General features: G+C 50.7%; 12 protein-coding genes. All 12 read left to right on the forward strand.

Going from position 1 to position 20,493, the window contains the following annotated elements:
* Positions 1-38 precede the first annotated feature (38 nt).
* The 12 genes from H7F31_RS19680 (at position 39) to H7F31_RS19735 (ending at position 20,471) form a co-directional block, all read left to right on the forward strand.
* Positions 39-2,036: a vWA domain-containing protein gene (locus tag H7F31_RS19680; protein WP_187100157.1), complete on the forward strand. Its 1,998-nt coding sequence runs from the start codon at positions 39-41 to the stop codon at positions 2,034-2,036.
* Entirely contained in the window at positions 2,020-5,109 is a 3,090-nt protein-coding gene (locus tag H7F31_RS19685; protein ID WP_187100158.1) for a VWA domain-containing protein, read from the forward strand. Before H7F31_RS19680 ends, H7F31_RS19685 begins: the two co-directional genes overlap by 17 nt.
* Before the next feature lie 87 nt (positions 5,110-5,196).
* Entirely contained in the window at positions 5,197-5,508 is a 312-nt protein-coding gene (locus H7F31_RS19690) for a rhodanese-like domain-containing protein (RefSeq protein WP_187100159.1), read from the forward strand.
* Positions 5,509-5,943: 435 nt separating this feature from the next.
* Positions 5,944-7,092 (forward strand): ABC transporter ATP-binding protein, encoded by a 1,149-nt coding sequence (locus tag H7F31_RS19695; protein WP_187100160.1) that lies wholly within the window; start codon positions 5,944-5,946, stop codon positions 7,090-7,092.
* A 14-nt stretch (positions 7,093-7,106) separates the two neighbouring features.
* Positions 7,107-10,079, forward strand: coding sequence for an extracellular solute-binding protein (locus H7F31_RS19700; RefSeq protein ID WP_187100161.1), 2,973 nt, complete (start codon positions 7,107-7,109; stop codon positions 10,077-10,079).
* Positions 10,069-11,052 (forward strand): carbohydrate ABC transporter permease, encoded by a 984-nt coding sequence (locus tag H7F31_RS19705; protein WP_187100162.1) that lies wholly within the window; start codon positions 10,069-10,071, stop codon positions 11,050-11,052. The genes H7F31_RS19700 and H7F31_RS19705 overlap by 11 nt, the downstream gene beginning before the upstream one ends.
* A gap of 3 nt (positions 11,053-11,055) precedes the next feature.
* The gene (locus tag H7F31_RS19710; protein WP_187100163.1) at positions 11,056-11,997 is read left to right on the forward strand and encodes a carbohydrate ABC transporter permease; all 942 of its coding nucleotides are present in this window, start codon (positions 11,056-11,058) and stop codon (positions 11,995-11,997) included.
* Entirely contained in the window at positions 11,998-14,052 is a 2,055-nt protein-coding gene (locus H7F31_RS19715; RefSeq protein WP_187100164.1) for a YIP1 family protein, read from the forward strand.
* Positions 14,045-16,312, forward strand: a complete 2,268-nt coding sequence (locus tag H7F31_RS19720) for a DUF5696 domain-containing protein (protein WP_187100165.1) — start codon at positions 14,045-14,047, stop codon at positions 16,310-16,312. The genes H7F31_RS19715 and H7F31_RS19720 overlap by 8 nt, the downstream gene beginning before the upstream one ends.
* Positions 16,305-17,189 carry a carbohydrate ABC transporter permease gene (locus tag H7F31_RS19725; RefSeq protein ID WP_187100166.1) on the forward strand — a complete coding sequence of 295 codons (885 nt, stop codon included), beginning with the start codon at positions 16,305-16,307 and terminating at the stop codon, positions 17,187-17,189. Before H7F31_RS19720 ends, H7F31_RS19725 begins: the two co-directional genes overlap by 8 nt.
* The gene (locus tag H7F31_RS19730; RefSeq protein ID WP_187100167.1) at positions 17,186-18,169 is read left to right on the forward strand and encodes a carbohydrate ABC transporter permease; all 984 of its coding nucleotides are present in this window, start codon (positions 17,186-17,188) and stop codon (positions 18,167-18,169) included. The genes H7F31_RS19725 and H7F31_RS19730 overlap by 4 nt, the downstream gene beginning before the upstream one ends.
* Positions 18,170-18,536: 367 nt before the next feature.
* Positions 18,537-20,471: a hypothetical protein gene (locus tag H7F31_RS19735; protein ID WP_187100168.1), complete on the forward strand. Its 1,935-nt coding sequence runs from the start codon at positions 18,537-18,539 to the stop codon at positions 20,469-20,471.
* Positions 20,472-20,493: the final 22 nt, after the last annotated feature.

Raw genomic sequence — 20,493 nt, forward strand, 5'->3', positions numbered from 1 at the left:
TCTCATTCGCATCATGAAGAAAGGGGGACAATATCGGCATGCAGTTCCTATCGGCAGCATCCGCTTGGTTCGCAGTTGCTTTGCCTATTATCGCGCTAATGTACATCCTCAAAAAAAAATATACCGATACCGTCGTTCCCAGCCATATGTTATGGAACCGCCTGCTGCGAGAGCAGGAAGCCAACCGGCCTTGGCAGAAGCTGCGGAGCAGGTGGCTGCTGCTTCTGCAGCTGCTCGCGGCGCTTATTGCAGTGCTTGCGCTTATGCAGCCCGTGAGATGGGGGGCGGCTTCCCCGGATGGACATGCCGTGTTGTTTATCGACCGTTCGGGCAGCATGAGCGCAAGTAGGGGCGACGAAGGACCCGAGAGATTGACTAGGCTGGAGCACGGACTCCGGCAAGCCGAGGCTTGGCTGGCGGAGCAGCCGTCCGGGAGACCGATCTCGCTTGTCGTTTCTGGCGCGGAGCCTGAGGTTCTGGCGTCTCGCGAGAGCGACCATCGACGGCTGGCCGAGATTCTGGGCGGCATCGTTCCGATCTACGGCAGATCAGACAACTCGGCTGCGTTATCCTTTGCGGATTCGCTTCATGGCGGGGAGGATGGCCAGACGATCGTACTGACGGATGGGGAATGGATCGACGCGGAGGAAGCTTCGGAGCTGCTGCTGAACGCGCAAACGGAGCGATGGCATGCTGGACCCTCAGAGGTGGCAGACTCGCCGTTCGAGAATGGCTCAATTCTAAGCTTTGGCCTGCGCGAATCCGGAAGCTCTCCGGGGCATCAAATTGCGACCGTTACGGTGCGCAATGATAGCGAGCATTCTCGAATCTATAACGTGACAATAAGGGCATTCGTGCTGGATGAGGGCGAAGTTTACCGTACGGAAGTGGACATGGAGACGGATGCTCTGAGCTGGCAAAGCGAGGAGACGGACGTTTTGCCTCCGGCCGATTACTATACCGCGGAGCTTCGCGGCGAGCCGGACTTCATTGCGGCGGATAACATGGCATTCCAATTTCCGCAAGGTTCTCAGACAGGCAAAGCGTTGCTTGTCACTAGCGGCAACATGTTCCTGGAAAAAGCACTTGCTCTGGCTGGCGTTCAGATTGTAAAAAGCAGTCCCGATCAACCTCCGCCGACAGGGGAGATCGCCCGCGACCTGGACTGGGTTCTGGTAGATGGGCAGCTAGAACAGCTGAAGGAATCGGCAGGTTGGGCGGATTGGCTTGGCGGCATGCCGGTATGGAATATGGATCATCCGGTAGCGGATGGCGTTGGCACGGTTGTACCGACAAGTACGGAAGCGAAGGCCTTGGAGCACCCCGTTACGGCATACATTACCTTGCAGGACACGCATATCGGGCGTTTGTACGAGCCTGGCGGTCAAGACGCGGCATGGGGAGATCCTGTTCTTACGTATGGGGGATATCCCGCAATTATTGCCGGAACGGAGCAGGGACGTCCTCGCCTTCGTTTTACCTTTAACCTGCAGGACACGGATCTGCCGCTTAGGCCGGAGTTTCCCATTCTTATCGTGCAAGCCGCGGAGTGGATGAACGGCAGCTCGCTGCCCCAGCTGGGATCCGGCGTTGCCGGGTCCTCTATGCCTGTCGCGCTGCAAGCGGAGACGGAGACTGCCCGGTGGGCGAAGCTGGAAGGTCCTGAGCTCATTTCGCGCGAACAAGAAACCGGCAGCTCTGCCTTTGAGGTGGAACGGAACGATAGTCAAATACGCGTTCCCGATGTGCCGGGTCTCTATCGTCTGGAAGAACGCGATGCGACGGGCCAACTGATCGCCTCCCGCTTGCTGGCCGTTTCGCCGGATATGGAGGAACTGAAGGCCGTTCGTGCTACTTCTGGCGAACAGCTTGCGTTTCACTCCGTGCAACAAGATGATGAAGACAATCAAACCGTTAACGCCGGACAAAAGCAAAACAACGGCATGCAGCAATCCTTGATCCATTGGGCAGCCGTCTTGCTGCTGGGCTTGATTATGCTGGAGTGGGAGGTGTACCGCCGTGGGCATATCGGTTGAGCATGCGTTAGCTCTATGGTTGCTTGTGCCATGGGCAGCTTATGTCATTTGGATGTTCCGGACGGCAAGCCGACTGTCAGGCGCGCGCAAAGTCGCGGCGATATCGATTCGTTCCACCATCCTGCTGCTTGTCGTACTTCTTCTCGCGCAAGTACAGCCCTATCGCACGCAAGAGCAACGCAACGTTGTTTTCGTAGCGGATCGTTCGGCCAGCATGAATGAAGATCCGCGCATTGGCCAATGGATCGCGGAGGCTTGGCGCGACAAGGACAAAAGCGATGCCGGTGGCATCGTTTCGTTTGGATTATCCGCTGTCGTAGATCGCGGGTTGACCTCGGAAGCGTTAGCCGAAGAAGATAACTACCGATTCAGGACGGGGCTGTCGGACGGGTATACGGACCTGGCCAAAGGTCTTCAGCTTGCCGCCGCGATGCTTCGGGAACAAGGCGGAGGACGGCTTGTCGTCCTGTCGGACGGCTCGGAGAACAGCGGCGATGCCATTCGCGCAGCCAGAATGCTGAAGGACGGCGGCTTCGCCGTGGACGTGGTACCGATGGCGTCGGCGCTCAAGCGAGACGCCGCTTTGGAAGAGCTCAAGGTGCCCGCCTCCTTGAAGCAAGGCGAAACCTTCGGTTTCGAGATTACAATCAAGAGCACCTTCTCCGGGGAAGCCGAGCTAAGGATTTACCAGAACGATCAACAGCTAAGCATCAGCGACTTACAACTGGAGGTTGGCGATAACAGCTTTATTTTGCAAAGTACGGCGCTTGAACCCGGCTTCCACAGATTCCGCGCCGAAATCCACGTCGATGGAGACGAGCAGGCGGCAAACAACAGCGGATATGCTTTTAGCCGCGTCAATGGTCCTCCCAAAGTGCTCATCGTCGAAGGAGATCCGGGGTCATCCGTCAATCTGGAGGGGGCGCTTGCTTCTTCCTTGATCGGCTTTGACACGATTGAGCCCGAGCAGTTGTCCCAGGAGCTGGCGGAATACGCGGCATATGACAGCATTATTTTAAATAATGTCCCTGCAACCCGAATTGCGGAGAAACCTATGGAGTGGCTGGGCTCCGCGGTTTCCGATTACGGAGTAGGCCTAATGATGCTTGGCGGCGAGCAGTCCTACGGGCTTGGCGGTTACTTCAAAACCCCTATCGAGGATGCGCTTCCCGTCCGTATGGATCTTGAGGGGAGGAAAAAGATTCCTTCGCTTGGTCTTGTTCTTGTGATCGACCGTTCGGGAAGCATGTCGGACGGCAAGCTGGAGCTTGCCAAGGAAGCTGCCATTCGCACCGTGGAGCTGATGAGGGACGAGGATACGGTAGGCGTCGTCGCCTTCGACTCCGCGCCTTGGTGGGTCGTCGAGCCGACTAAGCTGTCGAACCGGGAAGACGTCATCGAGAACATTCAGGGAATTCAGCCTGAAGGCGGCACGGAAATCTATACGGCCCTTGAATCGGGTTATCAAGGGTTGCTTGAGTTGGAAGCGGAACGGAAGCATATGATTCTTCTGACGGACGGACAGTCCGGAAGCGCGGGGAATTACTCCGTCATCACGGATGCCATGAACGATCATCTGATGACGCTGTCCACTGTGGCGGTTGGAGACGGCGCGGATCAGGCGCTCCTCCAGCGTCTGGCGAATGATGCGAAGGGCCGATATTATTTTACGCGGGATCAAAGCACGCTTCCTGCCATATTTAGCCGCGAGACGGTCCTGATGACCAGAACGTATGTGGTAGACGGCGAGTTCTTCCCGGCAATCGGCAGCAGCGGAGAATGGGCGTCGCTATGGAAGGAAGGCGTACCGCCCCTTCAGGCATATATCGCGACAACCGCCAAGGAACTTGCCGAGGTGGCGCTATGGTCGCCGGAGGGAGATCCCGTGCTGGCAAGATGGCAATACGGCTCCGGGCGGACCGTTGCATGGACGAGCGACGTCACAGGCAAGTGGTCTCCGCAATGGATGCAGTGGGAGTCATTTCCGAAGCTGTTCGCAGAATGGGTGAAATGGACGTTCCCGCAATTCGATAGCACGCCTTACCGGGTATCGGCCGAGATGACGGGCGGAGCCGGGTTGTTAAAGGTAGAAAGCAGCAGCGAGGCTGGCGCAGGCGGCAACACGAAGCTTGGTGCGACAATCGAAGGATTGGCTAAGGGCGGTTCCGCCGAACCGACGGAGCTGATGCCCGTTGCGCCGGGGCAATACGAGGCGTCGATCGGAAGTTTGCAGCCTGGCGCCTATCTCGCAAAAGTGGGGGAATTGTCGAAGGAAGGCCAATACGTATCGGAAGGCGGACAGACGGCGGGTCTTGTCATCCCTTATTCGCCGGAATATCGCATACAGGATGACAAAGGCGGAGAAACGCTTGCGCGGATAGCATCCCTTACAGGCGGGCGAGAGCTGGGGCTGGAGGATGCGCTATTAGCCTTCCGCGGCGATAAGACGATTCGAAGGGAAGCGTATGACTGGACGCGAGAGATGCTGATTACGATTTTATTATTATGGCTGTTGGACATCGCCGTGCGCCGATTATCGATTCCATGGAGGCTGCTGGTTGGCCAGGCGATAGCTCGGCTTCAAATGCGAAGCAAGGTCGCGGGGCGAGCGGACGGTAGAGTCGCTCCGCCAACAGCAACCGCCCTTCAGCAGTTGAAACGAAAGGCGGCAGCCAGCTCCCGATTTTATGGAGCGGATGATAACGGGAAGGCTGCCGGCGTGGAACTTACGAAGAAACAGTTGGAGGGACAAGCCAAAGTTCCAACCGGGATGGGGCAAACGACCGAGCCGAAGTTTTCCTCGCAAAGCGAATCGGTTCTGGAGCGTTCCGGTACTCGGTCGACAGCGCCTCCCGTTCAATCGCCTAGCTCTCCTGGCTCCGTGCCTAAGCCGGTTGCGCAGCATGAACTATCTCAACAAGAACAATCGCGGCAAAGCGATTCGTCGAACAAGCCACGGCCACCCGCATCTCAGTCGGCGAATCCGAGTTCATCACGGCAGCCAGATGATGCCGGAACGATGAACCGGCTGCTCGCTGCCAAAAATAGATCCAATAACCGAGGCGGAAAGTAGCTTTGTTGCGCTGGATTGGACATAGACGGTCCAGCCGCGTTACAATGCTAGGAAAGCTTAATTTCCAAGGTGAAGGGTGATGGAACGATGTACCGCGAAATGACGACCGACGAACTGCAGGAGCAGTTGAACCAAGGCATAGCTTTAAATCTGATCGATGTCCGCGAGCCTGACGAATGGGAAGAGGGACATATCAGCTCAGCGCGAAGCATACCGCTTTCTCAATTCCAAGCGCGCGCTCACGAAGTGCATGACGTTGAGGGCGAAGTTGTCTTTATTTGCCGCAGCGGCGGACGCAGCGGACGCGTATGCGAATTTTTGACGCTCCAGGGCTTTGACGTCGTTAATGTCGCTGGCGGCATGCTGGCGTGGCAAGGCGAAATTGTCGAAGGGAAGTAGCAGCTGTTTGAACGATGGGCAACATCTGGTATAAAAAACGGTATCTTTGGGACTTGAACTTTGTCCTAGAGATACCTTTTTTTATTGATGTGGCTTTGTGAATGTAAATGTGCATGCATCAAACAAGTCAATAAAATGCAAACGCTCACTAAAGGATGGGACTATCATAAGAATACGAGCGAACAAGAAACAATAAGATTTGCAAAGACGCTGCCATATTCCCTCTGTAAACTTAGAGTAACAAAGGCGGGAAGCGGGGACGTGCGATAAATTAGATAATATAAGAAATGAAAACGTTGCCAACATTCCGGGTCGCACAATTTTGATGCAGAAATAACAGAATTAGCAGGGTTAGCTTATCACAGGATAAATAGGCTTGCGGGCAATGGCTTTGAAAGCTTTGCGGACAAGCTGAGGGGAGGCGCTTTTAGAACTATGGGAAATGTGGTGTTTCAACATGTATACAAACATTACAAGGGTGAGCCCAATCCCGCGGTAAACGATTTTCATCTCGATGTGGCGGAAGGGGAGTTTCTCGTCATGGTTGGACCGTCTGGCTGCGGCAAGTCTACAACACTGCGAATGCTTGCCGGACTCGAGGATGTATCTAAAGGGAATATTTACATCGACGGCAAATTTACAAACTATGTATCGCCAAAGGATCGGGATATTGCGATGGTGTTTCAAAATTATGCGCTATATCCGAACTTGTCGGTCTATGAAAATATGGCACTTGGCTTGCAACTGCGCAAGGTGGCTAAGCATGAGGTGGAGCTGCGCGTCAGCCGGGCGGCCAAAATGCTTGAAATCTCACACCTATTAACGAAGCGGCCCGCCCAACTGTCCGGAGGGCAGAAGCAGCGGGTAGCATTGGGACGCGCATTAGTGCGCGAGCCAAAAGCATTCCTGATGGATGAGCCACTCTCGAACCTCGATGCCAAGCTTCGGGCGCAGACGCGTGCAGAAATTATTAAAATTCACAGTCAATTACAGACCACTTTCGTCTATGTGACGCATGATCAGACAGAAGCGATGACAATGGGCACCCGAATCGTGGTCATGCGCGATGGCAGAATTCAGCAGGTGGCCGCTCCGCAGATTCTCTATGATGAACCGTCAAATAAATTTGTAGCGAGTTTTATTGGATCACCTCAAATGAATTTCATTGACGGGATAATTGCATTACATGAGAATGGTTTTTATTTTGAAAATAGACGTTTGAGGCTGCCTTTGCCGAAGGCATATGCACGTCACTTGCAAGGGATGGGTCAAGGGCTGCCGAAAAGCAGGCGGCAGGTTGTGCTCGGGCTGCGCCCGGAGCATGTGCTATGTAACGCTGATGCCTTGCAAGCCGAGCCGTATGGCGAGTGGCAGGTTCAAGTAACCGTTGCAATGAAAGAGCCCATGGGTTCTGATACTTATATACATACCGATCTGGGGGGGACTACCATCGTATCGAGGGCGGATGCCCATATACCCGTGCGCATAGGAGAGACGATCAAGTTGGTGCTGCGAATGGATAAAGTGCATCTATTTGAGCGGGAGAGCGGGGAATCGCTTTTGCTCCGGGGGGCTTCCGTATGAGGAGAGGATACTCGATGCGGAAAATAATCAGCTGGTGCTTTATCCTGTTTCTAATCCTTATGCTGTGGATATCAAAAGGTCAATTTAAGGAAGAACAGTTGTTTCCCAAGTATCAAGCCAGCTCGATCCATTTGGGAGCTGTTCTTGCGGAGCCTTCCGATCCTAAAGCACAACCGTTACCGGTGTATGCGGAGTGGCTACGCGGCAATCAGGCTGAGGAGATGAAGCATGAAAAAATTATGATCCAAGCGGTGGATTATTCAGCCATCTCGCATGACAGCCAGATCCAAGCACGCAACGATGAGCAAAAGGGAAACGTCATCGACTGGACGAGTTCTGAAGGCTGGATTGAGTGGACGATGGAGGTTCCGCAGGAGGGTTTGTATGCGCTTACGATTGAATATTTACCAATAAAGGGCAGCTATGCGAGTGTCGCACGCGGTATCCAGATTAACGAGCGTTATCCATATCAGGAAGCGGAGCGAATCATACTCGAGAGGCATTGGAAGGACGGCCAATATCCGTATGAGCGCAACGGGCTCGGCAACGAAATTCGTCCGGTGCAGACCGAAATAACCAAATGGAGCACGTTGCAGGTCGTAGATTATGCGGTGTCGTCGGAGCCGCTTTTGTGGCCGCTCAAGAAGGGAAAAAACACGATTCGGATGACAGGGGGACGTGAGCCAGTAGCGCTGGCTTCTTTAATTTTTGCCGCTCCCCAACGGATTCCGTCGTATGCCGACTATGTAGCAGCTAACTTTACCCCAGCCGAATTACCAGGCAGCAACTGGTATACGGTTATCGAGGCTGAGCAGTATGCTGCCAAATCTGCGATAGGGATTCAGACACAGAGCCTGGCGGAGCCTTATATTTCACCCGATCCCAAAGGAAGGCTTGTTTATAATACGATTGGCGGAGAACGCTGGCAGCAGGCCGGGGACTGGATTGAGTGGGCATTTACCGTACCTTCAAGCGGTTGGTATGTAATTGACATGAAGTATTTGCAGGCCTATAACGGCAAGGCAGCTGTATATCGCACTGTGCTGCTGGACGGGAAGGTGCCATTCCGCGAGCTGCTGCATTATGCCTTGCCGGCTCAAGCGGATATGACGATCAAGCCATTCATGGATGACTTGGGACAACCTTACCTCTTCTGGCTGGAAGAAGGAGATCATCAGCTCAGGCTTATCGCCGATAGCGCTTTGATTGCCCCTGCTGTGCAGTCCTTGCGGGACGCACTGACGGATCTAAGCGTTGTGGAGCGGGATATTCGTCTGATTTCCGGCAATTACGGCAGCGGGAGCGGCTCAAATCTGGATACAGGAAGGAACTGGCAGTTAAAGACGTATGATCCGCACATCGAGACCAAGCTATCCGACGTTATCGAACGACTTAGGACGGTTCGGGATTATGCCAATGGCCTGAATCAGCATGTGACCGATCCGACTACGGCCATTTCTGCGGCCATGAACAGCCTCGAAGAGCTGCTTGAGAATGTCAATGATATTCCGAATCAAATCAAGGTATTTGCGGATATTCAAACGAGCATCAATACATGGCTTAAGCCGTTGGAAAGCCAGGCGCTTCTGCTGGACTTTCTGGTCGTACGCGAGCGGGAAGCTGAGCCGGAGCTGGAGCTGCCGGGTCTCTGGGACAGAATCAGCTACGGTACGCATAATTTTGTGCGAACCTTTTTTCAACAATATGATTTAAAGGATTTGAATGAGGACGAAGCGCTTACCATTTGGGTGCAACGGGGGCGGGATTATGTCGATTTGCTGCAAAAAATGATTGAGGCTGATTTCACTCCTCGTACTGGCATACAGGTTAACGTGAATCTGATGCCAAGCACCAATGTGCTTATGCTGGGTAATGCAGCCGGAGATCAACCGGATATTGCGCTGGGCATAGGAATGGAAACACCGGTTGACTATGCGATGCGCGGAGCAGCAGCGGACTTATCCGTGCAGCCGGGTTTCGAGCAAATTGTGCAGCGGTTTAGCCCAGGTGTGATGCGTTCCTACGCGTATGACGGGGGCATTTATGGCTTGCCGGAAACTCAATCTTTTGCCGTGATGTTTTATCGGACCGATGTCTTTGAACGGCTTGGCCTTCATCCGCCGGATACTTGGGACGAGATGCTGGACCTAATGCCAACGCTGCAGGAGAACGGCATGGAGCTTTATTACCCCGCGAAAGAATTTATTATGCCCTTCTATCAGGAGGGGGTTGAGTTTTATACCGAAGATGGGATGCGGACGAATATCGATAGCGAGGCGGCACAGACTGCATTTCGGAGATGGACGGACTTGTTCAGCATCTACAACGTGCCGAAGGAGGTTCCGGCCTTTTTTAACCATTTCCGTTTCGGTGATATTCCCATCGGCATTGCTGATTACAATACGTATATCCAGCTTAGTGTAGCGGCACCGGAAATTAGCGGCAAGTGGAAAATGGCGCCGCTGCCGGGGCGGTTAAAGGAGGATGGAACGGTTGTTCGCTGGTCGGCTCAGAGCACGACAGCCGCAATGGTGATGGAGAAAAGCGAGCGAAAGGATGAGGCGTGGAAGTTCCTTGAATGGTGGACCTCGCGGGACACGCAAGCCAGCTATGCTAATGATATAGAATCGTTCGCGGGGATTGAATACCGTTGGAATTCGGCCAATCTGGAGGCTTTGCAGGATGTGCCATGGCCCGAGGAGGATATGCGGGTGCTTACCGAGCAGGCAAGCTGGGGGCGAAATATGCCATACGTGCCGGGTTATTACTTTCTGGGAAGGGAAATGGATTTTGCCTGGAATAACACAGTGCTGAGCGGCATGCCGCCCAATGAAGCGCTTCGCAAGGCAGCGATATCGCTGCAGCGGGAAATGACGCGCAAGCAGAAGGAGTTTGGCATTGGACCGGATACGAATCTGAATATAACGCGCAGTGAAGAAAAATTTAGCAAAAGCTTGAAAGAAGGAGGCGCTGCGAATGAACAATAAAAGTCTGACTCTTCCAGCTGAGGGATCGCCTTCCTCGCCTGGGGGAGCCCGCTTCGTTCGGCGGTTCCGCCGATTCTTTAGGGAATGCTGGGATAGCCGGCTGTCCTATTTGTTTTTGGCGCCGTTTCTTATCGCTTTTTGCGGTTTTATATTAATTCCAGTGCTCATGGCCCTGTTGCTCAGCGTTACCTCGTTTAATGGTTTTTCGTTTCCGGCATTTATCGGCGTCCATAATTTTATCGCCCTGCTGACGCAAGACATTGTATTTATGAAGCACACGCTGCCCAATACGTTCAAATTTGCACTAATCGTAGGGCCAGGGGGCTACGCGCTGTCCTTTGTTTTTGCCTGGCTCATTCATCAGTTGCCCCGGAATATTCGCGACTACTTTACACTGGCTCTGTATGCGCCTTCGATGGCAGGGGGAGTAGCGCTGTCCGTTATTTGGATCGCTACCTTCAGCGGAGATCGTGTAGGCTATTTGAACAATATCCTGCTTAAACTTGGGCTGATTGAGACATCGCAGCTGTGGCTGCAGGATCCGAAATATTTGATGAACATTATGATTATCGTAACGTTATGGACAAGTATGGGCGTAGGTTTTCTCGCTATGCTGGGCGGGTTGCAGACCGTAAATACGGAGCTGTACGAGGCTGGGCGAATTGACGGAATCAAGAATGTGCTGCAAGAAGCGTACTACATTACAATACCGTCAATGAAACCGCAGATGCTGTTTAGTGCGGTGATGGCCATAGTAGGAACTCTTAAGGCAGGCGCTATCTCGACCCAGTTGACAGGCCTAGCCATTACGCCGAGCTATTCTGGCCATTTGATGACGAATCATATCGATGATTACGCATTTTTACGTTATGAATGGGGTTATGCCTCGGCAGTTTCGGTAGTTCTATTAGTTATCTCGTATCTGGTTATGCGGTTTTGCTATCGTTTATTTGCTGCAAAGGAGGGGGAATAGTCGATGACCCAATTGCCGCCTCCAAAGCTTTCACAGTTGTCCAGGACTTTGGAGCTCTTCAGGAGCTTCCAAAAACCTTTATTCTTAAGGCTCTCCAAGCTCAAACGGGTTTCCATATCTAGATCCCTGCTTATTGTTTGCTTTATCGGCCTGGCATTCTTTATGCTGCTGCCCATTATTTTTTTGTTCAACAATGCCTTTAAACCGATGAATGAGCTATTCTTGTTCCCGCCTACGATTTGGGTGAAGGAGCCGACGATGCGCAATTTCGAGCAGCTATTTTTGCATGCGGGAGCAGCTGTCGTGCCATTTACCCGTTATTTATTCAACAGCGTCATTGTCGTTTTTCTTTCGCTTGTTGTTGTCATTCTGGTCAGCACGATGGCGGGATATGTACTCTCCAAGCACCGATTCCACTTCAAAGGCCTCATACTATCGATGATTATGCTGTCGCTTATGTTTGCGCCCGAGACTGTAGCGATCCCCCGATATCTGATCGTAAGCAGCCTCGGTATTACAAATACGTACCTGGCTCATATATTGCCGTTTATTGCTTCGCCGGTAGCGGTGTTTCTGATGAAGCAATTTATTGATCAGATTCCGGATGCGCTAATAGAAGCCGCAAAACTCGATGGAGCGAATGATTTGTATATTTTTACGCGTATTATGATACCGCTTGCGGCCCCTGCGGTAGCAACAATATCGATTATAACGTTCCAAGCGGTTTACCTGGATATAGAAGGCTCAACACTATACACGACGAAGGAAACGATGAAGACGATCGGCTTTTATGTGTCGAGCCTGACGATCAATCTTCAGAACAGCGTGGCCGGTCAAAGTATGGCGGCAGCGGCGGCGCTGTTGATGTTTATTCCAAACCTCATCATGTTTCTCCTGTTTCAGCGCAAAATGATTCAGACGATGCTGCATTCGGGGGTGAAATAAATGAAAGGACGAATCTCATTGAAGCTGCTAGTTGCTTGCTTTGCAGGGCTGCAGCTTGCTATGGCGACATTATTTCCGCCGAAGGCTTCGGCCAGTCTGCCTTATTCAACCTGGTTTATGGATCAAGAGACAAATCGGGCGATCAGGATTCAACCGATTTATGTACCCGGACAAGTAATCGGTTACACAGATATCGATGTGCCCTTATCGGAGCCAAGCGATCTATATATCACCGCCGATGATCTGGTTTATGTCGCGGATACCGGGAACAACCGTATAGTGGTGTTCGATCAACAGGGGCGCTACCTCCGTTCGATTGGTGAGGAGGGAAGTGAAAGCGAGGGCAGCCTGAATGCGCCGGAAGGTGTATTTGTTACCGGAGATGGTATGATCTACGTGGCCGATACGGGCAATAAACGGGTGGTCGTATACGAAGCGGAGGGGCAATTTGTTCGCGCCTTCAATAAGCCGCAATCGTCTCTGCTGCCTGAGGGATACTTTTATGTGCCAACCAAGCTGGTTGTGGATCATAGGGGCGTCATGTACATCGTGAATAAAGATTCCTATCAGGGGCTGCTGAGGATGAACGGGGAAGGCCAGTTCACAGGCTTCTTTGGCGTTAATAAAACCCAAATTGATTGGCTGACACGGTTGAAGCGGTCGATTCTTAATCAGCATCAGCTCGATCAAGAAGTGGCCAAACGTCCCGGGGCGATTTCTAATGTGACGTATTCTACCGATCGCTTTCTACTGACGACCAGCTTCGGCGTTGACAAAGGCCAAATTAAAAAGCTGAATGCCGGCGGTGTGGATGCTTTTTTTAATAAATCCTTTTACGAAAGCAAGCTGGTGGATACCGCAATTGATTCGGATCGTTTTTTGTATAGCATGAACAGCGAGTCGGGAGAAATATCAGTCTATGATCCTTATGGCCAAGTGCTTCTGTACTTCGGGGCTTCGGATAAATTGGCACATCAGCATGGCATTGTCAATTATCCGACAAGTCTGGGGGTGAACAGCAAGAAGGAGCTTTGGGTTGCCGACAGCAGTTTGAATGTCTTGCAAGTTTTTAAACGGACTGCTTTCGGAGATAGCTTTCTGACAGCAGTGAAGCTGTATACGGAAGGCAGCTACGAGCAAAGCAAACCCTATTGGGAAGAAGTGGTGGAGCAGAATGGCATGATGAACCTGCCCTACAAAGGTATTGGGGAAATTGCCATGCATGAGAAGCGGTATAAGGAAGCAATGGACCACTTTCGGGATTCATTCGACGCTGCCGGCTACTCCGAAGCTTTCTGGAACATCCGCTACAACTGGATACAAAACAACTTATTGTTTGCTGTAGTACTACTAGCTATATTCGCTCTACTTTTACGTTATTTTTTCAAGCGTATCAGGAGGTTTGTCAAGGGGCGGGCGTGGCCGGCCTTTGCCATTCAGTATGGAAGGGAAGCCAGGGACGCTTGGTATCTGCTGCTGCATCCGTATGAGGGCTTCTACCGTCTAAAAGAGCGCACCATATCATGGGCTATGATTTTGACGATCGTGCTGCTTGCAATAGCCGTCCGCTTGCTTTCTATCTTCAAAATGGGGTTTATCTTTCATCCCTATGATTTGAGCAAGGTGAACTTGCTGCTGGAGGTTTGTCTGCTGCTCGTGCCATGGACAACTTGGATTATAGCCAATTATCTCGTCAGCGCCGTGAAAGGCGGCGAAGGACGGTTTCGAGAGGTGCTACAGGCAAGCGTCTACGCCCTGGTGCCTTATATCGTACTAATGCTGCCAGCTATCATTCTATCGAACATCGTAGTACTGGAAGAACGAATTCTGGTCGATGCGATCACTCAGGTCATGTGGATATGGATCGCGGTCCAATTTTTTATTATGAATCAGGTCATTCATAACTTTGATTTCTTCGAAGCACTGAAAATTGCGTTTATTACTTTGCTTACTATTGCAATCATCTGGATATTCACTGTTATTTTATCGGGCCTGAGTTTTAACCTGTTTGACTTTTTGAAGCAAATATACCGGGAGGTGACGTTCTATGGCTGATCCGAATGTTAATCGGTATGTTGAAAACGTGCATCGTCCACAGAAATGGTTGCAGCTATGGCCACGGAAGCCTAGGCAGCGGTTATTTGTCGTACTGCTTCTACTGGCCGCTACTTTGGCGGGCGTAATCGCCTGGGGGAATCGGGATACTTTGCCAAGGCTGCGGGAGATGGGCATCTCTGAGCGTATGGAACACTTTATTCCGCTGGCGCAGGGCGAAGCCTGGCTGCCGAAGCAGCTTAATGAGAATGGCTTTGCGACCGTTACTGAAAATTCTAGTTTTACGCTATTCTTTGCGCCTGACACAACCCAGATTGCTGTGCTGGATAAAACCAGCGGTTTTCTGTGGCGCAGCAATCCCTCCAAGGATCAACTAGCCGCAGAAACGGTTAAGGGCATGATTCTTTCGAATCTGGAATCGCCCTTTGTACTGGAATATGTGAGCGCGGGCAAGGCGCAACGAAATATGACGAACGCCTTGGAGGAGAATTTGGACAAAACAGCGATTCTGACGGAGCAGGGGGTTGAGATTACCTATCACTATCCCAAGCTCTTTTTAACGCTTGCCATACGTTATGAGCTAACGGAACATGGACTGGAGGTGACCGTTCCGACGCAGGGAATTAAAGAAAATGGCGACAATTATTTATTCTCCTTGCAGCTGCTGCCTTATTTCGGGGCGGTCTCGGGCACAGAAGAGGAAGGGTACCTGTTTGTTCCGGACGGTCCGGGCGGACTTGTCTACTATAACGGCATTCGACCTCCTTCCGGCAACCGCTATGATTATATGATTTATGACGATGACCCGGCCAATCTACAGGAGAAGAAGGTTCCGCAGGAGGCGATTGCTTACCCCGTATTCGGCATCAAGCGCGGGGATCAGGCGTATGCGGCTATTGTCAAGGACGGCAAATATACGACGCGTATTACTGCAATGCCTGCCGGCGTTCAGACTAGCTACCACTCCATCGGGGCGAAGTTTGCTTATCGAGAGGAGTATTGGCGCAAGGTCAGTATGATGGCCCAGCCGGTCAATTCCGTGCAGAAGGAGCGTATCCGCCAAGATCGGGTTATTGAATACCGGCTGCTATCCGGGGAGAAGGCCGATTATAGCGGGATGGCGGCTGCCTATCGCGATTATTTGCTTCAGACGCATCAGCTGCCTAAAGAAGTGACAACCTTTGAGCATATTCCGCTTCAATTAGGTCTTGTGGGCGGAGGTACAAAGGATGCGTTCGGCGGCAGAAGCTATGTACCGACGACAACCTTCGTGCAGGCCGAGCAGATGATAGCTGAGCTAGTCTCCGAGGGAGTCGCCAATATGACTATTGTCTATGAAGGTTGGCAGGCGGGCGGCACCGGGGAAACGGATCGGCGCTTTCCTGTACAGCAAAAGCTGGGAGGAGCAAAGGGGTTACGGCAATTTACGACTGGCATGCAGCAGCGGGGATTTCCAGTTCTGTTGAAGGATTCTCTCGCTTCAATGAAAATCGACGCGACACAGCTTTCCATGAAAACGGAAGGCATCCGCAGCATCGATACCACGGTATTTCAGACGCGCGGAGGCACCTTCCTGCTGAAACCCGAAACAGCTGTCCGAACAGCCAAGGATACGATTGATAAGCTGGAGAAGCTGGGGGTGAACGGACTTCTATTTGATGGAGCGGGCAGTACTGTTTTCCGCGACTATGCCGATGGAGGAGTCCAACGGGAGGACACGGCTCATCTGTACAAGTCGCTGTTGGCATATACGCAAGAGCGGCTCGGTTTATCCTCCACTGGGCGCGGCAACGATTATAGTTTGGTTGCGAGCGATTTGCTCACCAATTTCCCACTGGAATCGAGCTACGATTATTTCGTGGATGAGACAGTTCCTTTTTATCCGATGGCGGTACACGGTTATGTCTTGTATTCCGGCAAAGAAGGCAATTTCCGCAACGAGTACGACAAAGAGATGCTTAAAGCGATCGAATATGGAGCGATTCCATTCTTCAGGTTAACGTATACTCGCAGCCGCGAGCTTAAAGGAACGCATTATGAACATGTGTACAGTAGTGAGTACGGGGTTTGGAAGGAGCGAGTCATCGAGGAGTATAAGAAGTTCGATCAGTTGGCGCCACTGCTCCATCTTCAGATGGTGAAACATGTCAAGCAGGCAGAGGGCGTCTATACGATGACCTATGATGATGGGAGCCGGGTGACTGTCGATTATAACAGCAGCACATTCAAGGTGGAGAAAGGAGGGGCTTACAGTGAGTAGGCAAAAGGGATATTGGAGCTTCCGCTTGAAAGATTACGGTACCGGATACCTGTTTATGCTGCCATGGGCGATAGGTTTTTCGGCGTTTGTTGGCTTTCCGGTGGGCTGGTCATTATTCAACAGCTTTAATAACGTTCGTTTGACCAATGACGGTTTTAAATATGAATGGGTTGGGCTCGAAAATTTCCGGCGAGTGCTAACGGAGGATAACATCTATCCGATCCAACTTCTTACCTATTTTCAAGAAATGTTGCTAATCATACCGCTTATCCTCATATTCTCATTTTTTGTATCACTGCTGCTGAATCAGAGACTTCCCGGCAGGTCGCTGATCCGGGCCATCTTTTTCCTTCCGGTTATTTTCGCCACGGGACAGGTATTGATGGAATTGTTCGGTCAGGGGGCAGGTAAGCTGCCGTTTATTGCACAGTATAATCTCGACGGGGTGATCCGGGAATTCGTGGGGCCGAGAATCGCCGAGCCGTTGCTGAATGTGCTTAGCAAGGCAGTTATTATTTTATGGTATTCGGGCGTGCAGATTCTAATCTTTATTGCGGGCTATCAAACCATCTCCCGTTCCGTATACGAAGCCATCCGCATTGACGGCGCAACGCCATGGGAAAGCTTCTGGAAAATAACACTGCCGGGGATGGTTCCATTTATTGGGCTTAATGCCATATTCACAGTCGTAGATTTATTCACCTTTCCTTTCAATCCGGTGATGTATACGGTAAGAGATAATATGTTTCGCCCTCAAACGGGATACGGTTACGCAAGCGCGCAGGCTTGGATGTATTTCCTTCTCATTCTATTCCTGCTGGGTGCGGTGCTCTGGATAACATACCGTTCGGTTATAAAGCGAGGAGGCTTCCGATGAGAATTACAGAGGGCTATTACCAGGTTAAAATGAATATCAGGCAGTATATGCAAAGCCGGCAGGCGGGGCGAGTGAAAAAAGTGCTCCTAGGACAAAATCTGAACGACGGTTGGCTGGCAAAAGCGCTCATCTATTTTTTGCTGGCTGTCATTGCTTTTTTATATTTACAGCCTCTATTTTATATGATGTCTACTATGGTTAAATCGGTGAGCGATCTGATTGATCCGGTCGTCCAATGGATTCCGCGCAAGCTCCATGGCCAAAATCTGGCCGATGCGTGGCGAGGACTTCACTACCCTGAGGCGTTCACGAACACGCTTGTTATCGCTCTGTCGTGCTCGCTATTGCAAGTTATATCTTGTGCAATCACGGGCTACGCGTTGGCGAGGCTGCGTTTCCCGGGGAAGGCGGCGGCTTTTGTTTTGATTATCATCACATTTATGGTTCCGCCGCAAATTACGATCATCCCGATGTACACGATTTTCGGTAAGCTCGGCTGGCTGAACACCCCGCTGGTATTCATTATTCCGGCTATGTTTGCCCAGGGGCTGCGAGGAGCGTTATTCATCATTATATTTCGCCAGTTTTTCCTGACCCAGCCGAAAGCGTTGGAGGAGGCTGCCAAAATGGATGGGGCGAGCGCATATCGTCTGTTTTTTCGCATTATGCTGCCGCTGGCTCGCCCGGCCATCATTGTCGTTTTTCTGTTTTCATTTATCTGGTACTGGAATATGTATTATGAACCTTCGATGTTTCTTAATAAGGAGTTTTTACCTTTGTCGTTAAGGCTTAACCTGATGCAGCAGGAGCTTATGGGCAACAGCGCGATTAACTTCAATGCAGGCGTAGGGAAAGATCCGATTTCGGAAGGACCGAAGATGGCCGCGGCCTTTCTCATTATTTTGCCTCCCCTTATTATCTATACATTTACACAACGCTGGTTTTCCGAGGGAATTGAGCGTACCGGGCTTGTAGAGTAAAAAACGATTACCACGCTGGCATCCTGAGGAATACAATCGATTATAAACAATCCAAACCATATGAAACGGCTGCCGGGCTTGCTTTTTTGCCCTCGGCAGCCGTTTGCACCTTACAGCCTTGGATGCTTGCTTACGGATTTTTAGAGGCGGATAAGGACGTTGAAGCGAGGAAAAATGTATGTAAAAAGGAAAAGGAAGTCAATAAAATGCAAACGCTTTCTTACGGAAGGGGTTTTCAGTAGAGAAGTGAGCGTATAAAAACAATAGGATTTGCAAAGACGTTGCCAGGCTCTCTCTGTAGACTAAAGTTATAAAGGAGAGGGGGCGTAAGTTATTAAACCGAACAAACATTAAGGAGGATGCGCGCATGAATAATGAAGAGGGACAAACAAGCAAGGCCATCAGCAGACGAAAGTTGCTGACCGCGCTTGGAGCGGGGGGATTGGTTTTTATGGCGGGTGGTTGTATACCTTTGTCATCTGGTGCTTCGTTATCGACGTCAACCTATTTAAAGCTGAATCAATCAGATCCGCTGACACCTAATGATGTCAATGGGAATTTCGACCGTATTGATTCTGAATTTGGCGGTCGGGCCGTAACGCCCGATTTTTACAAGTTGGGCACTGGTCCTGATGATACGGAAGCTGTACAGGCGGCATTTGATTCTGGCAAAACCGTAATTTTTACTCGGAATTATTATGTTAGATCCGTAGAAATGAAGGGGGATGTGCAAACGATTGATTTTAACGGGTATTTTCTGATCGGAATTTCGCAAGGCAGCCATTCGGAGTCCGATAAAGATGCGATCTTGAAAATAACCGGCATTTATTTGCATTTGCATAATCTTAAAATTGAAGGCCAATTTAATACCAACTACAAAGCAGCCATTCATTGGTATTCGCGACCTGGCCATGCGCATTCTGGTTATGTAAATATATTCGGCTTGTTTATTCGGAACATCCTGGTTGGAATTCAGTATGGAGCCTGGCTTGACGATCCCAACCCATATGATACTTCGCAAAGTGAAAATTATTTGTATGGGTATGTCACAAGAGGCACACAGAACTGCCTAATCAGCAACCAACCCAACGGATTTTTGAAAATTTCAGGGAGCACGCTGGACTGCCATGAGCGAGAGTGGTCGCTGATGGAAGGCAATCCTTTTCAAAAAGCAGAATCTTATTTGATTTATTGTAAAATTGGTCAGGTTTCCGTGGAAGATAGTGAGCTTCTGAAAGTGATAGATTTGGAAGGCTGCGGGATCAAGGGGAAAAACATTATCATAACGAACTGTGTGATGGAAATGCCTTGTACATGGGTAGTGGCCGAAGGCGATGTATCGATTGATGGCGTTCACGGCGGATTTATGGGGGGCGATTCCGGGTTGCCTATGTTTGAAATCGCTGCCAATGCAGAAGGTTCCTTACGCCTCAATCATATTAGAATGATCAGAAGCGCTGGCGTAGGCGGTTATCTTACCAATTATATGATTTCTGGTTTGAACGGGGCGCCGCTTTACCACGTCAGCATTGGTGGGTGCGATTTCGGGGATTGGAATCCGCAGAAGATTGCCATACCTAAGGAAAGAAGCCGGATTTTTGTGACCGATTCCCACTTTACTTATACGCAGGGTAATCAATTGAAACGATATACGATTCATGACAAGCGAGAATATGCTAATCTTCTCTCCTCCGTAGACACAACTGGAGAGAATATGGCTACAACGCATAATACGGATGAAAAATCGGGCTGGATCTGGACGAATGTGCTTGGCTTTGGAACATACTTTTGCAAATCGAATTCCGATCTTCCCGAGGGGTATAGCAGTTCTATCGAGGTTTGTGCATCCGGTGAGGCATATATTCTTTCGAAGCCTTTTACTTTGGCTGCCAATGCAGAGGCAGTCTTTCAGGCAAAAGCGAGAATTAGTAATGGTTCTGGGCAAGCAGGCATCCGAATCGTCTGGTCAAAAGCCGATGGTACAGCTTCTTCCACATTAGAAACTAGATTGATCGGAACAGATGACATGACTGCGGGCTGGTCGGATTTCATGGTCCATGTAAATATTCCGCCAGACGCTGCTTATGGGAGGATTAAAATAACGGCTGAGGCGGGATCCACCTTTGTTACAGGAATGGAGATGTACACGAGAGTAGACAATCATTACCGGAATTCATTGATTAATGAATTAAATAGGTCGCTTGATGTAGCAGGAGAAGGTATTATTCTCAGGGCGCCCAATGGCACCCGTTATAAAGTGACGATCGACAATGGCGGCAATTTGGTGGCAGAAAGTTATTAATCCACTATTCAAAAGGGGTGTT

Source organism: Paenibacillus sp. PAMC21692 (assembly GCF_014303795.1).
Classification (GTDB): Bacteria; Bacillota; Bacilli; order Paenibacillales; family Paenibacillaceae; genus Pristimantibacillus; species Pristimantibacillus agaridevorans.

Bases quoted from the DNA above. Each gene is read 5' to 3' on its own strand.
- H7F31_RS19730 (WP_187100167.1), top strand. From the start codon at position 17,186: ATGAGAATTACAGAGGGCTATTACCAGGTTAAAATGAATATCAGGCAG.
- H7F31_RS19705 (WP_187100162.1), top strand. From the start codon at position 10,069: ATGAACAATAAAAGTCTGACTCTTCCAGCTGAGGGATCGCCTTCCTCG.
- H7F31_RS19690 (WP_187100159.1), top strand. From the start codon at position 5,197: ATGTACCGCGAAATGACGACCGACGAACTGCAGGAGCAGTTGAACCAA.
- H7F31_RS19700 (WP_187100161.1), top strand. From the start codon at position 7,107: ATGCGGAAAATAATCAGCTGGTGCTTTATCCTGTTTCTAATCCTTATG.
- H7F31_RS19720 (WP_187100165.1), top strand. From the start codon at position 14,045: ATGGCTGATCCGAATGTTAATCGGTATGTTGAAAACGTGCATCGTCCA.
- H7F31_RS19710 (WP_187100163.1), top strand. From the start codon at position 11,056: ATGACCCAATTGCCGCCTCCAAAGCTTTCACAGTTGTCCAGGACTTTG.
- H7F31_RS19715 (WP_187100164.1), top strand. From the start codon at position 11,998: ATGAAAGGACGAATCTCATTGAAGCTGCTAGTTGCTTGCTTTGCAGGG.
- H7F31_RS19680 (WP_187100157.1), top strand. From the start codon at position 39: ATGCAGTTCCTATCGGCAGCATCCGCTTGGTTCGCAGTTGCTTTGCCT.
- H7F31_RS19735 (WP_187100168.1), top strand. From the start codon at position 18,537: ATGAATAATGAAGAGGGACAAACAAGCAAGGCCATCAGCAGACGAAAG.
- H7F31_RS19695 (WP_187100160.1), top strand. From the start codon at position 5,944: ATGGGAAATGTGGTGTTTCAACATGTATACAAACATTACAAGGGTGAG.